Genomic DNA, 20,543 nt, shown 5'->3' with positions numbered 1-20,543 from the left:
ATGACTGACGCCGACAACTTCACCTCGACCCATTCGGCCACTGGCCATTTCGCCGACCTGATCCTCGATAACGGTCGAATCTGCACCATGGACCCGGCGCAGCCCTGGGCCGAGGCGGTGGCGATCCGCGGAGGCTGCCTGCTGGCCGTGGGCGACCGCGCCGCCGTGCAGGCCTTCAAGGGCCCGGCCACCCGCGTGCATGACCTGGGCGGGGCCTTCTGCATGCCCGGCCTGCACGACATGCACACCCACCCGGACCTGGCCCTGGCGCCGCGCTACAGCGACGACCTCGATGTCGGTATCGAGGACCCGACGCCGGCGCAGCTGGAGGCGGCGATCCGCGCCTATGCCGATGCCCACCCCGGGGAGGGCTGGATCCACGGCCAGTACTGGGTGCGCTACACCTTCCGCGAGGCGGGCCTGGTGCCCGGCCGCGCCTGGCTCGATGCGGTGATGCCGGACCGCCCGGTGGCCCTGCTCGATCGCATGTGGGGCACCATGATGGTCAACTCGAAGGCGCTGGAGCTGGCCGGCATCGACCGCCACACCCCCGACCCGCGCAACGGCTACCTGGAGCGCGACGAGCTGACCGGCGAGCCCACCGGGCTGATGATCGACGGCGCCTACGCGATGATCCACGCCGCCATGCCGCCGACCCCGGTGGCGGTGCTGCGCCGCGCCTACCGCGACGGCGTGCACTTCCAGAGTTCGCGCGGGGTCACGGCGAGCAAGTACGTGCACGTCTGCGAGCACCGCCTGCAGGCGCTGAAGGCGCTGGACGACGCGGGCGAGCTGACGGTGCGCATCGAGGCGGCGATCAGCTGGCAGGACGACATCTTCCCGGTGCGCCGGCGCTGGCAGCTGCTGGCCGGCGAGCGGCACTACTACCGCAGTGCCCGGCTGAGTGCCAACGCGGTGAAATTCCACTTCGACGGCACGGTGGAGCCGCGTTCGTCCTTCCTGCTCACGCCCTGGCCGAACGAGTCGGACTGGCGGGGCAAGCTCAACCTCACCCCGGAACACATCACCGACATGCTGGTGGACATGGACCGCCGGGGCCTCCGCGTCATCGCCCACTGCACCGGCGACGGCGCCTCCGACGTGTTCCTCGATGCGGTGGCCGAGGCACGGCGGCGCAACGGTTTCAGTGGCGTGCGCCACCAGTGCGCCCACAGCACCCTGCTGCACCCGGGCAACCTCAAGCGCTTCCAGGAGCTGCAGGTGATCGCCGAGTTCTCGCCCGCCGCCTGGTACCCGACTCCTTTCGCCAGCGGCGCGCGTTCGGGCTACGGCCAGGAGCGGCTCAAGCGCATCTACGACTTCAAGGGCGTGCTGGAGGCCGGCGGCACGGCGGTGTTCGGCACCGACTGGCCGGTGGCGTCGATCGACCCCTGGCTGGCGCTGGAGACCATGGTCACCCGGCAGAACCCCTGGAACGGCGACCCGGCCTGCTTCGGCGAGCCGATCACCCTGGAGCAGGCGCTGCGCGTGGCCACGCGCAATGGCGCCATCGCCATGGGCCTGGAGGCCGTTACCGGCAGCCTGGAGGTGGGCAAGGCGGCGGACCTGATCGTGCTCGACCGCGACCTGTTCGCTCTGCCGGCGCGCAACTACATCCACCGCACCCAGGTGTTGCTGACCTTCGTCGAGGGCCAACTGGTCTACGACCGCCAGGGCGCGCTGGCCGGGCTCGGCCTGGAGGCGGTCTGGAAGGGCGAACCTCCGGTGATCGAGGCGCAGGGGTAGGCCATGGACGAGCGCATCGCGGTCACGGTGGTGGCAGGCTTCCTCGGGGCCGGCAAGACCACCTTGCTCAATCGCATGGTCCGGCGCGCGGGGGACAGCCGGCTGGCGGTGATCGTCAACGATTTCGGCGCGCTGAACATCGATGCGGCGCTGGTGGCCGAGGTCACCGATGCGGTGTACAGCCTGCAGAACGGCTGCATCTGCTGCACGGTGCAGGAGGACCTGCTGGCGCAGCTGGCCAGCCTGGCGCAGCTCTCGCCGCGCCTGGAGCGCATCGTCATCGAGTGCAGCGGCGTCTCCGACCCGCAGCGCATCGTGCAGACCCTGGGTTATCCACAGTTGCGTGGCCTGCTGCGGCTGGACCTGGTGATCACCCTGGTGGACGCCACCCGCCACCTGTCGCTGGAGGGCGAGTACGCACGGCTGGCCCGCGCCCAGGTTTCGGCGGCCGACGTGCTGCTGCTGAACAAGAGCGACCTGGTGGACGCGGACGAGCTGGCGCGCCTGCGCGAGGCGTTGCCGGGGCGTGCGCTGCTGCATGTCGGGGTGCAGGCCGACCTGCCGGATTCGCTGTGGCTGGATGCGGAGCCGCCATCCCGGGTGCCCGGAGTGCTGACGCCGGTGGCGACGGAGGACCACGGACAGCTGTTCGAGTCCTGGGTCTGGGAAGGCGAGGGGGTCTTCGATGCCGGGCGCCTGCGGGCCTGGCTGGCGGGCCTGCCGGATGCCCTGTTCCGCCTCAAGGGCTGGGTGCGCCTGGAGGCGGCCGGCGGGGCGCTCTGGTTGCAGCAGGTGGGGCGGCGCAGCCAGTTCGGCCCGGTGAGCGGGCCGGTGGGCGATGGCATGCGCCTGGTGTTCATCGCCCGGCGTGGGTTCGCCGGGCGGCAGGCGCTGGAGGGCGGGTTGCGCGCTTGCCTGCGCTGACGGCTCAGTGCCCGTCGCGGAACTCGGCCCAGACCTGGTCGCGGGTGGCGCCGAGCTTGTCCGGCAGGGATTCCAGGGCGAACAGGCGGCGCTTGGTTTCCTTGTCGGGGTAGAGGCCCGGCTGGTCGCGCAGGTCGGCGGCGAGGAATTCGCGGGCGTCGGCGTTGCCGTTGGGGTAGAGGGTTTCGCTGGTGACCTGCGCGGCGACCTTGGGCTGCATCATGAAGTCGATGAAGCGGTGGGCGAGGTCGGCGCGGTTGGCGCTGCTGGGGATGGCGAGGTTGTCGATGAACAGCACCGAGCCCTCGTCGGGCACCACGAAACGCACCGGCTGGCCGGCGGCCGCGGCGTTGAGGGCGTCGCCGACCCAGGCCATGGCGACGCACAGCCGCCCCTTGTTGAGGTCTTCGATGTAGCGCTCGCTGTCGATGTAGCGCAGGTTCGGGCGCAGGCCGCCGAGCAGCTCGGCGGAGCGCTTGAGCCGGCTGGGCGCGGTGCGGGCGAGGGTGCGGCCCTGGTAGGTCATGAGGATCGACAGGGCTTCGTCCGGGGCGTCGAGCACGCTCATGCCGCAGCTGGCCAGGCGCTTGCTCTGCTCGGGTTCGAAGAGGACGCTCCAGCTCGACGGCAGCGGGCCGCCGTAGGCCTTCTCGGCCTGGGGCGTGTTCACCGCGAGGCCGACGGCGCCCCAGAGGTAGGGCACGGCGTGCTGGTTGTTGGGGTCGACGGCGGCGAGCTTGCTGAGCAGCTGCTTGTCCAGGTGCTTGCGGTTTGGCAGGCGGCTGAAGTCCAGGGGCTGCAGGCGGCCGGCCTTGATCAGTTCGGGAAGGTTGTTGTGGGAGGGCACCACGATGTCGATGGCCTCGCCGCTCTCCATGGCCTTCTGCAGTTCCTCGGCGCTGGCGAAGGTGTGGTAGTCCACGCGGATGCCGGTCTGCTGCTCGAAGTCCTTGAGCACCTGGGGAGCGATGTAGTCGTTCCAGTTGTAGACGCGGATGGTGTCTTCGGCGCTGGCCAGTGTCGGCAACAGCGCGAGCAGCAGCGGTGCGAGGAAGCGGGGCATGGAGTCCTCCCTGATGGTTGGCGGAGCATTATTGCTACGCGTATGTTTCAGCAGGTTGATGCATGTCAGCGACTGGGCCTCTCTGGATCGGGCCTTTGCGCGGTTCCACGGCGCCCTTCCAGCGTCGCGGATGAGGGGACGGGTGGACATGGCGGGCAAAAAAAACGCCGGCCCTGGGGCCGGCGTCTTTCGACTCGCTTACACGGTATGCAGGTACCAGTTGTACTCGAGGTCGGAGATGGAGTGTTCGAACTCCTCCAGCTCGCTTTCCTTGCACGCGACGAAGATGTCGATGTAGTCCGGGCTGATGTACTTGGCCAGGATCTCGCTGTCGTCCAGCTCGCGCAGCGCATCACGCAGGTTGTTCGGCAGGCTCTGCTCCAGTTGCTCGTACGAGTTGCCTTCGATGGGGGCGCCAGGTTCGATCTGGTTGGTCAGGCCGTGGTGCACGCCTGCCAGGATCGACGCCATCATCAGGTACGGGTTGGCATCGGCACCGGCGACGCGGTGTTCGATGCGCACCGCATCCGCGCTGCCGGTGGGCACGCGCAGGGCCACGGTACGGTTGTCCAGGCCCCAGCTCGGTGCGTTCGGCACGTAGAACTGCGCACCGAAGCGACGGTAGGAGTTCACGTTCGGGCAGAGGAAGGCCATGGAGGCGGGCAGGGTCTCGAGCACACCGCCGAGCGCATGGCGCAATGCGGCGTTCTGCTCGGGATCCTCGCTGGCGAAGATGTTCTTGCCATGCTTGTCCAGCAGCGAGATATGGACGTGCAGGCCGTTGCCGGCCTGGCCCGGGTAGGGCTTGGCCATGAAGGTGGTGTCCATCTCGTGGTCGTACGCGATGTTCTTCACCAGGCGCTTGAGCAGCACGGCGTAGTCGCAGGCCTTGATCGGGTCCGCCACGTGGTGGAGGTTGACCTCGAACTGGGCCGGAGCGCTTTCCTTGACGATGGCGTCGGCCGGGATGCCCTGGACCTTGGCGCCTTCGAGGATGTCCTGCAGGCAGTCGGCATACTCGTCGAGATCGTCGATCAGGTAGACCTGGGTGGACTGCGGACGCTTGCCGGAGATCGGGGAGCGCGGCGGCTGCGGACGGCCGTTCACGTTCTCCTGGTCGATCAGGTAGAACTCGAGCTCGAACGCGGCGCAGATGGTCAGGCCGAGATCGTCGAACTTCGCGACGACCTGGCGCAGCACTTCACGCGGGTCGGCGAAGAAGGGCTCGCCTTCCATCTCGTGCATGGTCATCAGCAGTTGCGCGGTGGGGCGCTTCTGCCAGGGCTCGTCGCACAGGGTGCCGGGGATCGGGTAGCAGATGCGATCGGCGTCGCCGATGTCCAGGCCGAGGCCGGTGCTTTCAACGGTGGAGCCGTTGATATCGAGGGCGAATAAGGAAGCGGGGAGGTTGATGCCTTTTTCGTAAACTTTGTGGAGGCTGGCGCGTTCGATTCGCTTGCCTCGGACTACTCCATTCATATCTGCGATCAGGAGGTCGACGAACTGGACCTCAGGATGTTCCTTAAGGAACTCGTTCGCTTCTTGAAGCTGAACGGCACGCGGGGGTACCGACATGATGCAACACCTTTCTTGTTAAAAATATCAATCACACGTTCGCTAGGGTGAGAGTCAATCGGAATCCCCTAACGATGTCAATAGCGCCCCATTTTGCCCTAAAACAGGGCCATATGGCCAATTTTGGGGCGTTTGAGGGGCATCTGACCCCTCTCGGGGCCATGGCGCACGCGGCGCTCAGCGAGGTGTGTTCGATTTTTTACAGCCCTATTGTGTAAAAAAATGAACAACGCTAAGCTCGGTCGCAACCCATAACAGCAATAAAACGGGTGTCTCATGTCTCGCCTGCCGTTAATCGGCGTAACCGCTTGCACCAAGCAGATCGGTCTGCATCCTTACCATATAGCGGGTGACAAGTATCTTCGTGCGGTGGCCCTTGGCGCCGGCGGTGTTCCTCTGATTGTTCCCGCTCTCGGCGAGCTCATCGAGACGACTTCCCTTCTGGCCAGTCTAGACGGCCTGCTGTTCACCGGTTCGCCTTCCAACGTCGAACCCCATCATTATTCCGGCCCGGCCAGCGAGCCCGGCACCCTCCACGATCCGCAGCGCGATGGCACCACGCTTTCGCTGATGCGTGCCGCCGTGGCCGCGGGCGTGCCCGTGCTCGGCATCTGCCGCGGCTTCCAGGAGATGAACGTGGCCTTCGGCGGCACGCTGCACCAGAAGGTGCACGAGGTCGAAGGCTTCATGGACCATCGCGAGCCGGCCGACGAGCCGCTCGAGGTGCAGTACGCACCCCGCCACCCCGTGCATGTGCAGCCGGGTGGCATCCTCGCCGGTATCGGCTTGCCGGCGGAGATCCTCGTCAATTCCATTCATGGCCAGGGCGTTGAACGTCTGGCGCCGGGCCTTCACGTAGAAGCGCTGGCGCCTGACGGGTTGGTCGAATCCTGCTCGGTCGTCGGCGCTGCGAGTTTCGCGCTCGGAGTACAGTGGCACCCCGAATGGCAGGTTCGTTCGAACCCCGATTATCTCGCCATCTTCCAGGCCTTTGGTGAGGCTTGCAGGAAGAGGGCGGGGCAACGCTGAGCTCAGCTATACCAGTTGCAGCTCTCACACCCTGAGGTCTTTATGACTACCAAGTTGGACCAGCTCACAAGCTGGTTGAAAGAACGCAAAATCACCGAAGTTGAATGCTTGATCAGCGACCTTACCGGCATTGCCCGGGGCAAGATCTCGCCGACCAACAAGTTCCTCGACGAGAAGGGCATGCGCCTCCCCGAGAGTGTGCTGCTGCAGACCGTTACCGGCGACTATGTCGAGGACGACGTTTATTACGAGCTGCTCGACCCTGCCGACATCGACATGGTCTGCCGCCCGGACGAGAACGCCGTGTTCCTCGTGCCCTGGGCGCTGGAACCCACCGCGATGGTGATCCACGACACCTTCGACAAGATGGGCAACCCCATCGAGCTGTCGCCGCGCAACATCCTCAAGAAAGTGCTCAAGCTCTACGCCGACAAGGGCTGGCGCCCGATCGTCGCGCCGGAGATGGAGTTCTACCTGACCAAGCGCAGCGACGACCCGGACTACCCGCTGCAGGCCCCGATCGGCCGCTCCGGTCGCCCTGAGACCGGCCGCCAGTCCTTCTCCATCGACGCGGCGAACGAATTCGACCCGCTGTTCGAGGACATGTACGACTGGTGCGAGGCGCAGGACCTGGACCTGGACACCCTCATCCACGAGGAAGGCCCGGCGCAGATGGAGATCAACTTCCGTCACGGCGAAGCCCTGTCCCTGGCCGACCAGATCACCGTGTTCAAGCGCACCATGCGCGAGGCCGCGCTGAAACATAATGTCGCCGCCACCTTCATGGCCAAGCCGATCACCGACCAGCCGGGCAGTGCCATGCACCTGCACCAGAGCGTGGTGGACATCAAGACCGGCAAGAACATCTTCTCCAACGAAGACGGCTCCATGAGCGAGCTGTTCCTCCACCACATCGGCGGCCTGCAGAAGTTCATCCCCGAGCTGCTGCCGCTGTTCGCGCCGAACGTGAACTCCTTCCGCCGTTTCCTGCCCGATACCTCGGCGCCGGTGAACGTGGAGTGGGGCGAGGAGAACCGCACCGTGGGCCTGCGCGTCCCGGATGCCACCCCGCAGAACCGCCGCGTGGAGAACCGCCTGGCCGGTGCCGACGCCAACCCCTACCTGGCCATCGCCGCCAGCCTGCTGTGCGGCTACATCGGCATGGTCGAGCAGATCAAGCCGAGCGCGCAGGTCAAGGGGCGTGGCTACGAGCGCCGCAACCTGCGCCTGCCGCTGACCCTCGAGGACGCCCTCGAGCGCCTGGAGAACTGCAAGCCCCTGGAGAAGTACCTGAGCACCAAGTTCATCAGTGCCTACGTCGCGGTGAAACGCGCCGAGCACGAGAACTTCAAGCGCGTCATCAGCTCCTGGGAGCGTGAGTTCCTGCTGCTTTCCGTCTGATCCAAACGGCGTGCCGCGTTCGTGGCGCGGCACGCCAACCCAGATTTGCATAGAGGTGTAGATAATGAAGAGCCAAGTGACCAACCCCCAGACCCTTGAATGGCAGGCACTCAGTCGCGACCACCACCTGCCGCCGTTCACCGACTACCAGGCGTTGAATGCCAAGGGCGCGCGGATCATCACCAAAGCCGACGGCGTCTACATCTGGGACAGCGAGGGCAACAAGATCCTCGACGCCATGGCCGGCCTGTGGTGCGTCAACGTCGGCTACGGCCGCGAGGAACTGGTGCAGGCGGCCACCCGCCAGATGCGCGAGCTGCCCTTCTACAACCTGTTCTTCCAGACCGCCCACCCGCCCGTCATCGAACTGGCCAAGGCCATCTCCGAGCTTGCGCCCGAGGGCATGAACCACGTGTTCTTCACCGGCTCCGGCTCCGAAGCCAACGACACCGTGCTGCGCATGGTCCGCCACTACTGGGCGACCAAGGGCCAGCCGAAGAAGAAAGTGGTCATCGGCCGCTGGAACGGCTACCACGGCTCCACCGTCGCCGGCGTCAGCCTCGGCGGCATGAAGGCGCTGCACGAGCAGGGCGACCTGCCGATCCCGGGCATCGTCCACATCGCCCAGCCCTACTGGTACGGCGAGGGTGGCGACATGGCCCCCGAGGAGTTCGGCGTCTGGGCTGCCGAGCAGCTGGAGAAGAAGATCCTCGAAGTCGGCGAGGAGAACGTCGCCGCCTTCATCGCCGAGCCCATCCAGGGCGCGGGCGGCGTGATCGTCCCGCCGGAAACCTACTGGCCGAAGATCCGCGAGATCCTCGCCCGCTACGACATTCTGTTCATCGCCGACGAAGTCATCTGCGGCTTCGGCCGCACCGGCGAGTGGTTCGGCAGCCAGTACTACGGCAACGCCCCGGACCTGATGCCCATCGCCAAGGGCCTGACCTCCGGCTACATCCCCATGGGCGGCGTGATCGTCCGTGACGAGGTGGTCGAGGTGCTCAACCAGGGCGGCGAGTTCTACCACGGCTTCACCTACTCCGGTCACCCGGTCGCCGCTGCGGTGGCGCTGGAGAACATCCGCATCCTGCGCGAAGAGAAGATCGTCGAGAAAGTGAAGGCGGAAACGGCACCGTATTTGCAACAACGCTGGCAGGAGCTGGCTGACCATCCCCTGGTCGGCGAAGCGCGCGGGGTCGGCATGGTCGGCGCCCTGGAACTGGTCAAGAACAAGAAGACCCGTGAGCGTTTCACCGATCTGGGCGTGGGCATGCAGTGCCGCGAGCACTGCTTCCGCAATGGCCTGATCATGCGTGCGGTAGGCGACACTATGATTGTTTCGCCGCCGCTGGTGATCAGCGAGGACGAGATCGACGAACTGGTGACCAAGGCCCGCAAGTGCCTCGATCTCACCGCGAGTGCGGTTCTGGGTTGAGCAAATGGGCGAGTTTGCAAACAATCGCATCCCGCGAGCTGTTGTAAGCGCGCCCCTGACCTTGCCAGACTGCGCCAGTGCGTTGGCCAGGCTCACCGGGCGGTGGCGACGCCGCTCGGACACTTAAACAACAAATGGAGCTACCCGCATGTTCAAAACCTTCGGCAAGACCCTGCTCGCCATGACGCTCGCCGGCGCTGTGGCCGGCGTGGCGCAGGCAGAAGACAAGGTGCTGCACGTCTACAACTGGTCTGACTACATCGCCCCGGACACCGTCGAGAAGTTCACCAAGGAAACCGGCATCAAGGTCGTCTACGACGTCTTCGACTCCAACGAGACCCTGGAAGCCAAGCTCCTGGCCGGCAAGTCCGGTTACGACATCGTGGTGCCGTCCAACAACTTCTTGGCCAAGCAGATCAAGGCCAAGGTCTATCAGCCGCTGGACAAGTCCAAGCTGCCGAACTGGAAGAACCTGGACCCGAACCTCCTGAAGACCGTCGAGGTCTCCGACCCGGGCAACCAGTACGCCTTCCCCTACATGTGGGGCTCCATCGGCATCGGCTACAACGTCGACAAGGTCAAGGCCGTGCTCGGCGACAAGGCCCCGGTGGATTCCTGGGACCTGCTGTTCAAGCCCGAGAACATCGAGAAGCTGAAGTCCTGTGGCGTCTCCTTCCTCGACTCGCCCACCGAGATCCTGCCGATCGCCCTGCACTACCTGGGCTACAGCCCGACCAGCCAGGACCCCAAGCAGCTCAAGGAAGCCGAGGCGCTGTTCCTCAAGATCCGTCCGCACGTGACCTACTTCCACTCCTCCAAGTACATCTCCGACCTGGCCAACGGCAACCTGTGCGTGGCCGTGGGCTACTCGGGTGACGTGTACCAGGCCAAGTCCCGTGCCGACGAGGCCAAGGCTGGCGTGAAGGTCGCCTACAACATTCCGAAGGAAGGTGCCGGCACCTTCTTCGACATGGTCGCGATCCCCGCCGACGCCGCCAACCCGGACGCCGCCTACGCCTTCATGAACTTCCTGATGAAGCCGGACGTGATGGCCGAGATCACCAACTTCGTGCAGTTCCCGAACGGTAACGCCGCCGCCACCCCGCTGGTGGACGAGGCGATCCGCACCGACCCGGGCATCTACCCGAGCAAGGAGACCATGGCCAAGCTCTACGCCTTCCCGGATCTGCCGGCCAAGGTGCAGCGCGCGATGACCCGTACCTGGACCACCATCAAGTCGGGCAAGTAACACCCAGACCCACCCTCCGGCGCCCCGCCGGAGGGTGAACCACCCCGAGAGGACCTCCTCATGCGCAATCGCCCCTGGCTGTACGGGTTGCTGGCCAGCTTCCTCGCCGTGTCCATGACACAGGCCGAGGAGCGTGTCGTGCATGTGTACAACTGGTCCGATTACATCGCCCCGGACACCCTGGAGAACTTCCAGAAGGAAACCGGGATCAAGGTGGTCTACGACGTCTTCGACTCCAACGAAACCCTCGACGGCAAGCTCGCCACCGGGCAATCCGGCTACGACGTGGTGGTCCCCACCAACCACTTCCTGGCCAAGCAGATCAAGGCCGGCACCTACCAGAAGCTGGACAAGTCCAAGCTGCCGAACCTCTCCCACCTGGACCCTGCCGTGCTGAAGAACCTCGCCGGCGGCGATCCGGGCAACGAATACTCCGTGCCCTACATGTGGGGCACCAACGGCATCGGCCTCAACGCCACCAAGGTGCGCGCCATCCTCGGCGCCGATGCCAAACTCGATTCCTGGTCGTTGCTGTTCGATCCCGACGTGGTCAGGCAACTCACCCAGTGCGGCGTGGCCCTGATCGATTCCGGCGACGAAGTCATGCCGCAGATGATCAACTACCTCGGCGGCTCGCCCCACACCCACGAGCGTGCCGACTACGACAAGGCCACCGCACAGCTGCTCAAGGTGCGCCCGTACATCACCTACTTCCACTCCTCCAAGTCCATCGCCGACCTCGCCAACGGCGACATCTGCATCGCCTTCGGCTACTCCGGCGACATGCTCCAGGCCGCCAGCCGCGCGCGGGAAGCCGGGCGCACGGACGACATCGTCTATGTGATCCCCAAGGAAGGCACCGCCATGTGGGCGGACATGCTGGCCATCCCCCGCGACGCCAGGCACGTGGAAGAGGCGCATATCTTCATCAACTACCTGATGCGCCCTGATGTGATCGCCAAGATCAGCGACTACGTTTCCTATGCCAACGCCAACAAGGATGCGACCGCGCTGGTGGATGCCAGCGTGCGCGAGAACCCCGGCGTCTATCCCTCGCCGGAAGTGATGGCCAAGCTCTACGTGGCCCGGGAGCGCCCGCGCGATGTCCAGCGCTGGCTGACCCGTGACTGGACCCGGATAAAAAGCGGTCGTTGAGACGACAACCCGACAAGAAACTCCGCGGCGCGCCCCGGTGCGCCAGCGGCCCGGCCTATCAAGAGGATTAAAGTGTGCGAGTTTCCTTCTGCAAAACCCTGATCACCGCCGCCGTGCTGACCCTGGCTTCACAGGCCCAGGCCGAGCAGACGGTGCACATCTACAACTGGTCCGACTACATCGGCGAGACCACCCTGGCCGATTTCCAGAAGGAAACCGGCATCAAGCCCGTCTACGACGTCTTCGACTCCAACGAAACCCTCGAGGGCAAGCTCCTGGCCGGCCGCACCGGCTATGACGTGGTCGTCCCCTCCAACCACTTTCTCGGCAAGCAGATCAAGGCCGGCGCCTTCCAGAAGCTGGACCGCAGCCAGCTGAAGAACTGGGGCAACCTCGACCCCGCGCTGCTCGAGCGCCTGGAAGCCAACGACCCCGGCAACCAGTACGCCGTTCCCTACCTCTGGGGCACCAATGGCATCGGCTACAACGCCGAGAAGGTCAAGGCCGTGCTCGGCGTCGACAAGATCGACTCCTGGTCGGTGATCTTCGAGCCCGAGAACATCAAGAAGCTCAGCCAGTGCGGCGTGGCCTTCCTCGACTCGGCCGACGAGATGATCCCGGCCATGCTCAACTATCTGGGCCTGGACCCCAACAGCAAGAACCCGGACGACTACAAGAAGGCCGAGGCCAAGCTGATGGAGGTCCGCCCCTACGTGACCTATTTCCACTCCTCCAAGTACATCGGCGACCTGGCCAACGGCGACATCTGCGTCGCGGCGGGCTTCTCCGGCGACATCTTCCAGGCCGCCGCGCGCGCCGAGGAAGCCGGCAAGGGTGTCGAGATCGCCTACGCGATCCCCAAGGAGGGCGGCAACCTGTGGTTCGACATGGTCGCCGTGCCGGCCGACGCCGCCAACGTCAAGGAGGCCCATGCCTTCATCGACTACCTGCTGCGCCCCGACGTCATCGCCAAGGTCAGCGACTACGTGGGCTACGCCAACCCGAACACCAAGTCGGGCGAATTCATGAATCAGGACGTGCGTGACGACGAGTCCGTGTACCCGCCACAAGCGGTGCTGGACAAGCTGTATGTCTCGGAGGAACTGCCTCCGAAGGTGCAGCGGCTGATGACCCGGAGCTGGACCAAGGTCAAGTCGGGCAAGTGATCGGGGGCGAGCCGCGCGGGCAGGGCCCGCGCAGCTTGCGCCAGAGCGGGCGACGAGCGGACCAGGACGCGTGTCTCGCGCCTAACGAGCGATACTCAACGCAACCGGCCATAATGGCCGGCTAGCAAGAATTGGGAGTGTGGTAATGGCAATAGCCTCCGGTGCCTACAAGAAAGCCCTCGAGGGCAACCAGCAACCCAAAGAGGTGCTGGTCAAGATCGACCGGGTGACCAAGCAGTTCGACGAGACCCTTGCGGTGGACGACGTCTCGCTGACCATCAACAAGGGCGAGATCTTCGCCCTGCTGGGTGGCTCGGGCTCGGGCAAGTCGACCCTGCTGCGCATGCTGGCGGGTTTCGAGCGTCCGACCGAGGGTCGCATCTTCCTCGACGGCGTCGACATCACCGACATGCCGCCCTACGAGCGGCCGATCAACATGATGTTCCAGTCCTATGCGCTCTTCCCGCATATGACTGTTGCGCAGAACATCGCCTTCGGACTCAAACAAGACCGTCTGCCCGCTGCCGAGATCGACGAGCGCGTCACCGAGATGCTCAAGCTCGTGCAGATGACCCAGTACGCCAAGCGCAAGCCGCACCAGCTCTCCGGTGGTCAGCGCCAGCGCGTGGCCCTGGCCCGCTCGCTGGCCAAGCGTCCCAAGCTGCTGCTGCTCGACGAGCCCATGGGCGCGCTGGACAAGAAGCTGCGTTCGCAGATGCAGCTGGAGCTGGTGGAGATCATCGAGCGCGTCGGCGTGACCTGCGTCATGGTGACCCACGACCAGGAAGAGGCCATGACCATGGCCCAGCGCATCGCCATCATGCACCTGGGCTGCATCGAGCAGATCGGCAGCCCGGTGGACATCTACGAGACCCCCATCAGCCGCCTGGTGTGCGAGTTCATCGGCAACGTCAACCTGTTCGACGGCGAAGTGGTGGAAGACCTCGAGGCCCACGCCCTGATCGCCTGCCCCGAACTGGAGCGGCCGATCTACGTCGGCCACGGCGTGACCACCTCGGTGCAGGACAAGCGCATCACCTACGCCCTGCGTCCCGAGAAGCTGCTGGTCACCACCGAGCAGCCCACCTGCGAGTACAACTGGTCGCGCGGCAAGATCCACGACATCGCCTACCTGGGTGGCCACTCGGTGTTCTACGTCAAGCTGCCAAGCGGCTCCATCGTCCAGTCCTTCGTCGCCAACGCCGAGCGTCGTGGCGCACGTCCGACCTGGGACGATGAAGTCTACGTGTGGTGGGAGGACGACAGCGGGGTGGTGCTGCGCTCATGAAAATCTCCAGACTGAAGAAACGCCTGCCCACGGGCCGGCACGCGGTGATCGGGATCCCGTTCCTCTGGCTGTTCCTGTTCTTCCTGCTGCCCTTCGCCATCGTGCTGAAGATCAGCTTCGCGGAAGCGGACGTCGCGATCCCGCCCTACACCGAGATCTACACCTGGGCCGACAACCAGCTGCAGATCGTCCTCAACCTCGGCAACTACTTCATGCTGAGCGAGGACGAACTCTACCTGGCCGCCTACCTCGGCTCGCTGAAGATGGCCTTCTTCAGCACCCTGCTGTGCCTGCTGATCGGCTACCCGATGGCCTACGCCATCGCCCGTGCCGGCAAGGAAGCGCAGACCGTGCTGCTGCTGCTGATCATGATGCCGACCTGGACCGCCATCCTCATCCGCGTCTACGCCTGGATGGGCATCCTCAGCAACAACGGCCTGCTCAACGGCTTCCTCATGGGCATCGGCCTGATCAGCGAACCGCTGCAGATCCTCAACACCAACACCGCGGTCTACATCGGCGTGGTCTATTCCTACCTGCCGTTCATGATCCTGCCGCTGTACGCCAACCTGGTGAAGCACGACCAGAGCCTGCTGGAAGCCGCCTCGGACCTCGGTTCGAGCAACTTCAACAGCTTCTGGAAGATCACCGTGCCGCTGTCGAAGAACGGCATCATCGCCGGCTCCATGCTGGTGTTCATCCCGGTGGTGGGCGAGTTCGTGATCCCCGAACTGCTCGGCGGCCCGGAGACCCTGATGATCGGCAAGGTGCTGTGGCAGGAGTTCTTCAACAACCGCGACTGGCCGGTAGCGTCCGCGCTGGCAGTGGTGATGCTGGCGATCCTCATCGTTCCGATCATCCTGTTCAACCGTAACCAAGCCAAGGAACTGGAGGGCAAGGTATGAAGCGCTTCAGTTTCTCCAACGTGATGCTGTGGGTCGGCCTGCTGTTCATCTACCTGCCGATGCTGATCCTTGTGATCTACTCGTTCAACGCCTCCAAGCTGGTGACGGTCTGGGGCGGCTGGTCGGTGAAGTGGTACGTCGGCCTGCTCGACAACACCCAGCTGATGAACTCGGTGATGCGCTCCCTGGAGATCGCTTGCTACACCGCCATCGCGGCGGTGGCGCTGGGCACCCTGGCGGCCTTCGTCCTGACCCGCATCCCGCGCTTCCGTGGCCGTACGATGTTCGGCGGCCTGGTCACCGCGCCGCTGGTCATGCCCGAGGTCATCACCGGCCTGTCGCTCCTGCTGCTGTTCGTGGCCATGGCGCAACTGATCGGCTGGCCCCAGGAGCGTGGCATCGTCACCATCTGGATCGCCCACACCACCTTCTGCTCGGCCTACGTGGCCATCGTGGTGTCGGCGCGCCTGCGCGAGCTGGACCTGTCCATCGAGGAGGCCGCCATGGACCTCGGTGCGCGTCCATGGAAGGTGTTCCTGCTGATCACCATTCCGATGATCGCGCCGTCCCTGGCGGCAGGCGGCATGATGTCGTTCGCCCTGTCCCTGGACGACCTGGTGCTGGCGAGCTTCGTCTCCGGCCCCGGCTCCACCACCCTGCCGATGGAGGTCTTCTCCGCCGTGCGCCTGGGCGTGAAGCCGGAGATCAACGCCGTGGCCAGCCTGATCCTGCTGACCGTGTCGCTGTTCACCTTCTTCGCCTGGTACTTCAGTCGCCAGGCCGAGGAGCGCCGCAAGCGCGCCATCCAGGAAGCCATGGAATCCATGGCCGCCGAAGCCGCGTCCAGCAACAAGCGCCGCGCCGCCAGCCAACCGGCCTGACCGCGTGCCGCCAACGAGAAAGGCCACCTTCGGGTGGCCTTTTTCATTTCCGACAGGGTGGCGCGCCTCGCGTGGTGTGCGCACCGTCATCCCCGCGAACGCGGGGACCCACTAGACCGCTGCCACCGCCACCTCCTCCCGTGCATCGGCCTCGGCCGCCCCACCTTCCAGGATCAACTGCGCCGCCTTCTCGCCGATCATGATGCACGGCGCATTGGTGTTGCCGCTGACCAGGGTCGGCATGATCGACGCATCGGCCACGCGCAGGCCCTTCACCCCGCGCACCCGCAGTTGCGGGTCCACCACGCTCATGGCGTCCACGCCCATCTTGCAGGTGCCCACCGGGTGGAACACCGTGGCCGCGTGCTCGCGGATGTAGGCCATGAGCTGCTCGTCGCTCTGCACCTCGGCGCCGGGCAGCATCTCCCTGCCGCGCAGGCCATCGAAGGCGGCGTCGGCGAGGATGCGCCGCGCCAGGCGGATGCCCTCGATCAGCACCCGGGCGTCCTGCGGGTCGGCGAGGAAGTTGTAGTCGATCTCGATCGCCCCGCGCGCCTTCACCCGCAGCTCGCCGATGCTGCCGGGGCGCAGCACGCAGGTGTGCACCGCGTAGCCGTGGCCCCATTCGAACAGGCGGCCGCGATGGCTGCGGTAGCCCGGCACGAAGTGGAACTGCACGTCCGGCAGCGCGCCGGCCAGGGGCGTGCGGGCGAAGCCGCCGGCTTCCACGTAGTTGGTGGTCAGCCAGCCCTTGCGTTGCGCCAGGTACTTGAAGGGCGAGAGCAGCACGCTGGGCAGCGAGCCCCAGGAGAAGCCCAGGGTCAGCGGGCTCGGCGAGCGCACCGTGACCAGGCCGTCGAGGTGGTCCTGCAGGTTCTTGCCGACGCCGGGCAGGTCGACCTGCACCGCGATGCCCGCCGCCTCCAGCTCCGCCCGGGGGCCGATGCCGGAGGCCAGGAGCACCTGCGGCGAGCCGATGGCGCCGGCGGCGAGTATCACCTCGCGCCCGCACTCCAGGCGCAGTTCCGCGCCGTCGCGCTCGACCCGCACGCCCTGGGCGGCACCGTCCTCCAGCAGCAGCGACAGCACCTTGCAGCCGGTCAGCACCTCCAGGTTCGGCCGCTCGCGCACCGGCGCGACGAAGGCGCGGTAGCTGGACAGCCGCCGCGCGTCCTTCTGCGTCAGGTCGTAGATGCCGACGCCTTCGAGCTGGCCGCCGTTGAAGTCGTCGTTGCGCTTCAGGCCGATGGCCTCGGCGGCCTTGATGAACAGGTGCGACAGCGGATTGGGGTCGCGGGCGCGGTCCACCGCGAGCTCGCCGCGGGTGCCGTGGTAGGCCGGGTCCTGGCCCAGGCGGTTGCCCTCGGATTTCCTGAACAGCGGCAGCACCTCGCGCCAGCTCCAGCCGTCGCAGCCGAGTGCGGCCCAGCGGTCGTAGTCGGAGGCGTCGCCACGGATGTAGATCATCGAGTTCATCGAGCTGGAGCCGCCCAGCGCCTTGCCGCGCGGGCAGTGCAGCTGGCGGCCGTTGAGGCGCGTCTGGGGCGCGGAGAAGAAGTTCCAGCTGAAGCGCCGGCTCTTGTACAGGGTGATGGTGCCGGCCGGCGTCTGCACGCGGGGGCTGGCGTCACTGCCGCCGGCCTCGATCAGGCAGACGCGCACGGTGGGGTCGGCGCTGAGGCGGTTGGCCAGGACGCAGCCGGCCGATCCGGCGCCGACCACCAGGTAGTCGAAGCGCCGGGGCGATGGAGTCGAAGCGGGCATGGGGCCCTCCTTGCGGTGGTGCCGAGGCGGGCGCGCCGCCCCGGGCTGTCAGTGCATCTCTTCGAGGTCGTCGTGGAGCAGGCCGAGGATCTCGCGCTTCATCTCGATGAAGGCGCGGTCCATGACCATGTCCAGGTCGCGCGGGCGGGGGATGGGCACGTCGAGTTCGCGCTTGATGTGGCCGGGGCGGGCGCCCATGACGTAGATGCGGTCGCCCAGCAGGATGGCTTCGTCGATGTCGTGGGTGACGAACACCACGGTCTTCTTGCTGTGCTCCCACACCCGCAGCAACAGCTTCTGCATCTGCATGCGGGTCTGGCTGTCGAGGGCGCCGAAGGGCTCGTCCATCAGCAGGATCTGCGGGTCGTTGGCCAGCGCACGGGCGATCGCCACGCGTTGCATCATGCCGCCGGAGAGCTGCTTGGGGTAATGCCCGGCGAAGCTCGCCAGGCCCACCTCGGCCAGGTAGAAGTCGACGATCTCCTGGCGTTCGCCCTTGGGCATGCCCTTGCGCTTGAGGCCGAACTCGATGTTCTCGCGCACGCTGAGCCAGGGGAACAGGGTGTAGCCCTGGAACACCATGCCGCGGTCGGCACCCGGCCCCTCGACGCGCTTGCCGCCCACGTGGATCTCGCCGGAGGTGGGCTCGGCGAGGCCGGCGGTGAGGTACAGCAGGCTCGACTTGCCGCAGCCGGAGGGCCCCACCAGCACGGCGAACTGCTGGTCCGGCACGCTCAGGGAGACGTTCTCCAGCGCGGCGAAGGTCTGTCCGCCCGGGCTCTGGTAGCGCAGGCAGACGTTGTCCACGCGCAGGCGCTCGGCGGGGTTCGCGGGCAGCGCAGGCGCGGCCACGGATTGGTTGTGCATGGCTGCTACTGCGCCCATGAGGCCACCTTCAGTCGGAGGAGTCGGAACAGTTGGTCGGTCACCAGCCCGAGCAGGCCGATGATGGCGATGGCGAGGAAGATCACGTCCACCTGGAAGCCGCGCATGGCCTTCAGGCTGATGTAGCCCAGGCCGCTGCTGGCGGCGACCAGCTCGGCCACCACCAGGTAGGTCCAGGCCCAGCCCATGGTCACCCGCAGGGTGTCCAGCACGCCGGGCAGGGAGGCCGGGCCGAGCACGTGGAGCACCACGTCGCGGCGGCTCGAACCCAGGGTGTAGGAGGCGTTGATCAGGTCCCGCGAGACGCCCTTGGAAACGTCCGCGATCATCACCAGCTGCTGGAAGAACACGCCGAAGATGATCACCGTCACCCGCTGCTCCAGGCCGATGCCGATCCACAGGATGAACAGCGGCACGAAGGAGGTCACCGGCAGGTAGCGGACGAAGTTCACCAGCGGCTCGAGGAAGGCCTGGACGATGCGGAAGCTGCCCATCAGCAGCCCCAGCGGCACCGCCACCAGGGACGACACCGCGAAGCCGATGAGCACCACCTCGACACTCGCCAGCACGTGCTTGCCGAGGGTGCCGTCGCCGGCCAGGCGCGCGGCCGCCTCCAGCACCGCGCCCGGGGTGGGCAGGAACATCGCCGGCACCACGCCGCCGTAGGACAGCCCGGCCCAGAGGCCGAGCACCAGCAGCCAGCCGAGGCTGCCCGCGCCGAGTATCAGCTTCGCCGGCAGCTCGACCTTGGGGGTCAGGCAGCGGTTCAGCCAGGAGTGTCGAGAGGCCATGGTCTTCCCCTTACTGGCTGACGAAGCGGGTGTCGACGAGATCGTCGTAGCTGACCTCGTAGCGCTTGCCCTGCAGGGCGCTCCAGGTCTCGTTGGCCAGGCGGATCACGCCCTTGATGTCACCGGGCTTGCCGGGCACGCCGAGCAGCCCCTCGCTCATGGCCTGGTCGTAGAAGCGTACGCCCTTGGCCGCGTTGGCCAGCTCCACCGGGTCGGCCAGGTAGCCGCCGACGCCCTTGGCCATGATCTCGTGGGCCTTCTCGGGGTTGTCCTTGGTGAACTGCACGGCCTTGTACAGGCCCTTGACCAGCGCCTTCACGTCCTCGGGCTGCTTGTCGATCACGTCGCAGGAGAGCGCCACCACGTCGACGATCACGCCGGGGGTCTTGCTGCTGTCGATGAGCACCTTGCCTTCCCCCTTCTGGCGCACCAGCGACAGGTGCGGCTCCCAGGTCACGGCGGCGGGCACGCGGCCGGCGATGAAGGCGGTGGCGGCGTCGTCGGCCGTCATGTTCTGGATATCCAGGTCGGCCATGGTCATGCCGTTGTGCTTGAGCAGGTAGGACAGCCAGAACTGCGAGACCGAGCCCTCGTTGACCGCCACCGACTGGCCCTTGAGCTCCTTCAGGCTGGTGACCCCGTTGCCCACCAGCACGCCGTCGCCGCCGTAGCTCTCGTCCAGCGCGGCGACCGCCTTGAAGCAGAAGTCCTTGGAGCGGTACTTGAGGATCTCGTCGATGGTCGAGGCCGAGCCGGAGAGCTTCCCGGAGGCCTGGGCGGCCATGTACATCGAGGCTTCCTCGATGGTGGTCAGCTCGACATCCAGGCCCTGCTCCTTGAAGTAGCCGAGATCGCGAGCCAGGTACAGCGTGCCGTAGCCGACCCAGGTGGTGTGGCCGATGGACAGGGTGCCCGCCTGCGCGCCGGCGGCGGAGAACGCCAGCGCGGTGCAGGCGAGGGGAAGGGTGAAGCGACGAAGCAAGGACTGGATCATTGGAACACTCCCGCAGCCTATGGGCTTAGTTGTTGGATTGCTGGGCAGTACCGGCCAGGGGCCAAATTCGTTCCGCGCCCCGGCCTGCGTGGGCCTGGGGTCCTGTTCTGCTGCGGCTCCCTCCATGGGCCGTGGGGCGGTCGGTGCGTCGTGCGGTGCCGCGCCGTGGAGCGGGACCGGGTCATCGCGGCGCCGGCCTAGAGGGCCGCCACCTGCACGCTGTTCTCCGCTTCGTAGGGTGGGCTTCAGCCCACCGTTTCCTCCTGCACCGGGGCCTGGAGGCGGCCCCGGT

17 protein-coding genes are annotated in these 20,543 nt (G+C 66.1%); 11 read left to right on the top strand and 6 right to left on the bottom strand.

Annotation, left to right across the window (positions count from 1 at the left end):
* Together WFQ67_RS01140 and WFQ67_RS01135 are read left to right on the top strand one after the other, a co-directional pair.
* Positions 1–1,746 (top strand): amidohydrolase, encoded by a 1,746-nt coding sequence (locus WFQ67_RS01140; RefSeq protein WP_337055987.1) that lies wholly within the window; start codon positions 1–3, stop codon positions 1,744–1,746.
* Positions 1,747–1,749: 3 nt separating this feature from the next.
* Positions 1,750–2,670: a CobW family GTP-binding protein gene (locus WFQ67_RS01135; protein WP_337055986.1), complete on the top strand. Its 921-nt coding sequence runs from the start codon at positions 1,750–1,752 to the stop codon at positions 2,668–2,670.
* 4 nt (positions 2,671–2,674) lie between these two features.
* On the opposite strand, the gene WFQ67_RS01130 is transcribed toward WFQ67_RS01135, so the two are convergent.
* The gene (locus WFQ67_RS01130) at positions 2,675–3,733 is read right to left on the bottom strand and encodes a polyamine ABC transporter substrate-binding protein (RefSeq protein WP_337055985.1); all 1,059 of its coding nucleotides are present in this window, start codon (positions 3,731–3,733) and stop codon (positions 2,675–2,677) included.
* A 198-nt stretch (positions 3,734–3,931) separates the two neighbouring features.
* Positions 3,932–5,308 carry a glutamine synthetase family protein gene (locus WFQ67_RS01125; protein WP_111263696.1) on the bottom strand — a complete coding sequence of 459 codons (1,377 nt, stop codon included), beginning with the start codon at positions 5,306–5,308 and terminating at the stop codon, positions 3,932–3,934.
* A gap of 276 nt (positions 5,309–5,584) precedes the next feature.
* Between WFQ67_RS01125 and WFQ67_RS01120 the strand changes: the two genes are divergently transcribed.
* The 9 genes from WFQ67_RS01120 to WFQ67_RS01080 all read left to right on the top strand — a co-directional run bounded on the left by WFQ67_RS01120 (position 5,585) and on the right by WFQ67_RS01080 (position 15,817).
* The gene (locus WFQ67_RS01120) at positions 5,585–6,337 is read left to right on the top strand and encodes a gamma-glutamyl-gamma-aminobutyrate hydrolase family protein (RefSeq protein ID WP_337055984.1); all 753 of its coding nucleotides are present in this window, start codon (positions 5,585–5,587) and stop codon (positions 6,335–6,337) included.
* A gap of 42 nt (positions 6,338–6,379) precedes the next feature.
* Positions 6,380–7,738, top strand: a complete 1,359-nt coding sequence (locus WFQ67_RS01115) for a glutamine synthetase family protein (protein WP_111263694.1) — start codon at positions 6,380–6,382, stop codon at positions 7,736–7,738.
* Between the two features lie 64 nt (positions 7,739–7,802).
* Positions 7,803–9,173 (top strand): aspartate aminotransferase family protein, encoded by a 1,371-nt coding sequence (locus WFQ67_RS01110; RefSeq protein WP_337055983.1) that lies wholly within the window; start codon positions 7,803–7,805, stop codon positions 9,171–9,173.
* A gap of 148 nt (positions 9,174–9,321) precedes the next feature.
* A complete protein-coding gene (locus WFQ67_RS01105; RefSeq protein WP_213627766.1) occupies positions 9,322–10,422 on the top strand; it encodes a polyamine ABC transporter substrate-binding protein in 1,101 nt (366 codons plus the stop codon).
* A gap of 60 nt (positions 10,423–10,482) precedes the next feature.
* A complete protein-coding gene (locus tag WFQ67_RS01100; RefSeq protein WP_213627768.1) occupies positions 10,483–11,577 on the top strand; it encodes a polyamine ABC transporter substrate-binding protein in 1,095 nt (364 codons plus the stop codon).
* A gap of 74 nt (positions 11,578–11,651) precedes the next feature.
* Positions 11,652–12,743, top strand: coding sequence for a polyamine ABC transporter substrate-binding protein (locus tag WFQ67_RS01095; RefSeq protein ID WP_213627770.1), 1,092 nt, complete (start codon positions 11,652–11,654; stop codon positions 12,741–12,743).
* Between the two features lie 145 nt (positions 12,744–12,888).
* Positions 12,889–14,031, top strand: a complete 1,143-nt coding sequence (gene potA, locus WFQ67_RS01090) for a polyamine ABC transporter ATP-binding protein (protein WP_213627772.1) — start codon at positions 12,889–12,891, stop codon at positions 14,029–14,031.
* A 23-nt stretch (positions 14,032–14,054) separates the two neighbouring features.
* The gene (locus tag WFQ67_RS01085; RefSeq protein ID WP_173176769.1) at positions 14,055–14,936 is read left to right on the top strand and encodes an ABC transporter permease subunit; all 882 of its coding nucleotides are present in this window, start codon (positions 14,055–14,057) and stop codon (positions 14,934–14,936) included.
* Complete coding sequence (locus WFQ67_RS01080) at positions 14,933–15,817, top strand: ABC transporter permease subunit (RefSeq protein WP_213627774.1); 885 nt, start codon at positions 14,933–14,935, stop codon at positions 15,815–15,817. Before WFQ67_RS01085 ends, WFQ67_RS01080 begins: the two co-directional genes overlap by 4 nt.
* 111 nt (positions 15,818–15,928) lie before the next feature.
* On the opposite strand, the gene WFQ67_RS01075 is transcribed toward WFQ67_RS01080, so the two are convergent.
* Genes WFQ67_RS01075 through WFQ67_RS01060 form a run of 4 tightly spaced genes read right to left on the bottom strand, consistent with a single transcriptional unit; the run spans position 15,929 to position 20,251 of the window.
* Complete coding sequence (locus tag WFQ67_RS01075; RefSeq protein WP_337055982.1) at positions 15,929–17,581, bottom strand: GMC family oxidoreductase; 1,653 nt, start codon at positions 17,579–17,581, stop codon at positions 15,929–15,931.
* A gap of 48 nt (positions 17,582–17,629) precedes the next feature.
* Positions 17,630–18,466, bottom strand: coding sequence for an ABC transporter ATP-binding protein (locus tag WFQ67_RS01070; protein WP_173176585.1), 837 nt, complete (start codon positions 18,464–18,466; stop codon positions 17,630–17,632).
* Entirely contained in the window at positions 18,454–19,257 is an 804-nt protein-coding gene (locus WFQ67_RS01065) for an ABC transporter permease (protein WP_173176583.1), read from the bottom strand. Before WFQ67_RS01065 ends, WFQ67_RS01070 begins: the two co-directional genes overlap by 13 nt.
* Positions 19,258–19,267: 10 nt before the next feature.
* Complete coding sequence (locus tag WFQ67_RS01060) at positions 19,268–20,251, bottom strand: ABC transporter substrate-binding protein (protein ID WP_213627782.1); 984 nt, start codon at positions 20,249–20,251, stop codon at positions 19,268–19,270.
* Positions 20,252–20,543 lie beyond the last annotated feature (292 nt).

Origin of the sequence: Pseudomonas sp. USHLN015 (assembly GCF_037153275.1) — a bacterium.
Taxonomy (GTDB): domain Bacteria; phylum Pseudomonadota; class Gammaproteobacteria; order Pseudomonadales; family Pseudomonadaceae; genus Metapseudomonas; species Metapseudomonas tohonis.
Note: the sequence above shows the minus strand (reverse complement) of the source record. Positions and strands in the feature narration are given on the sequence as shown.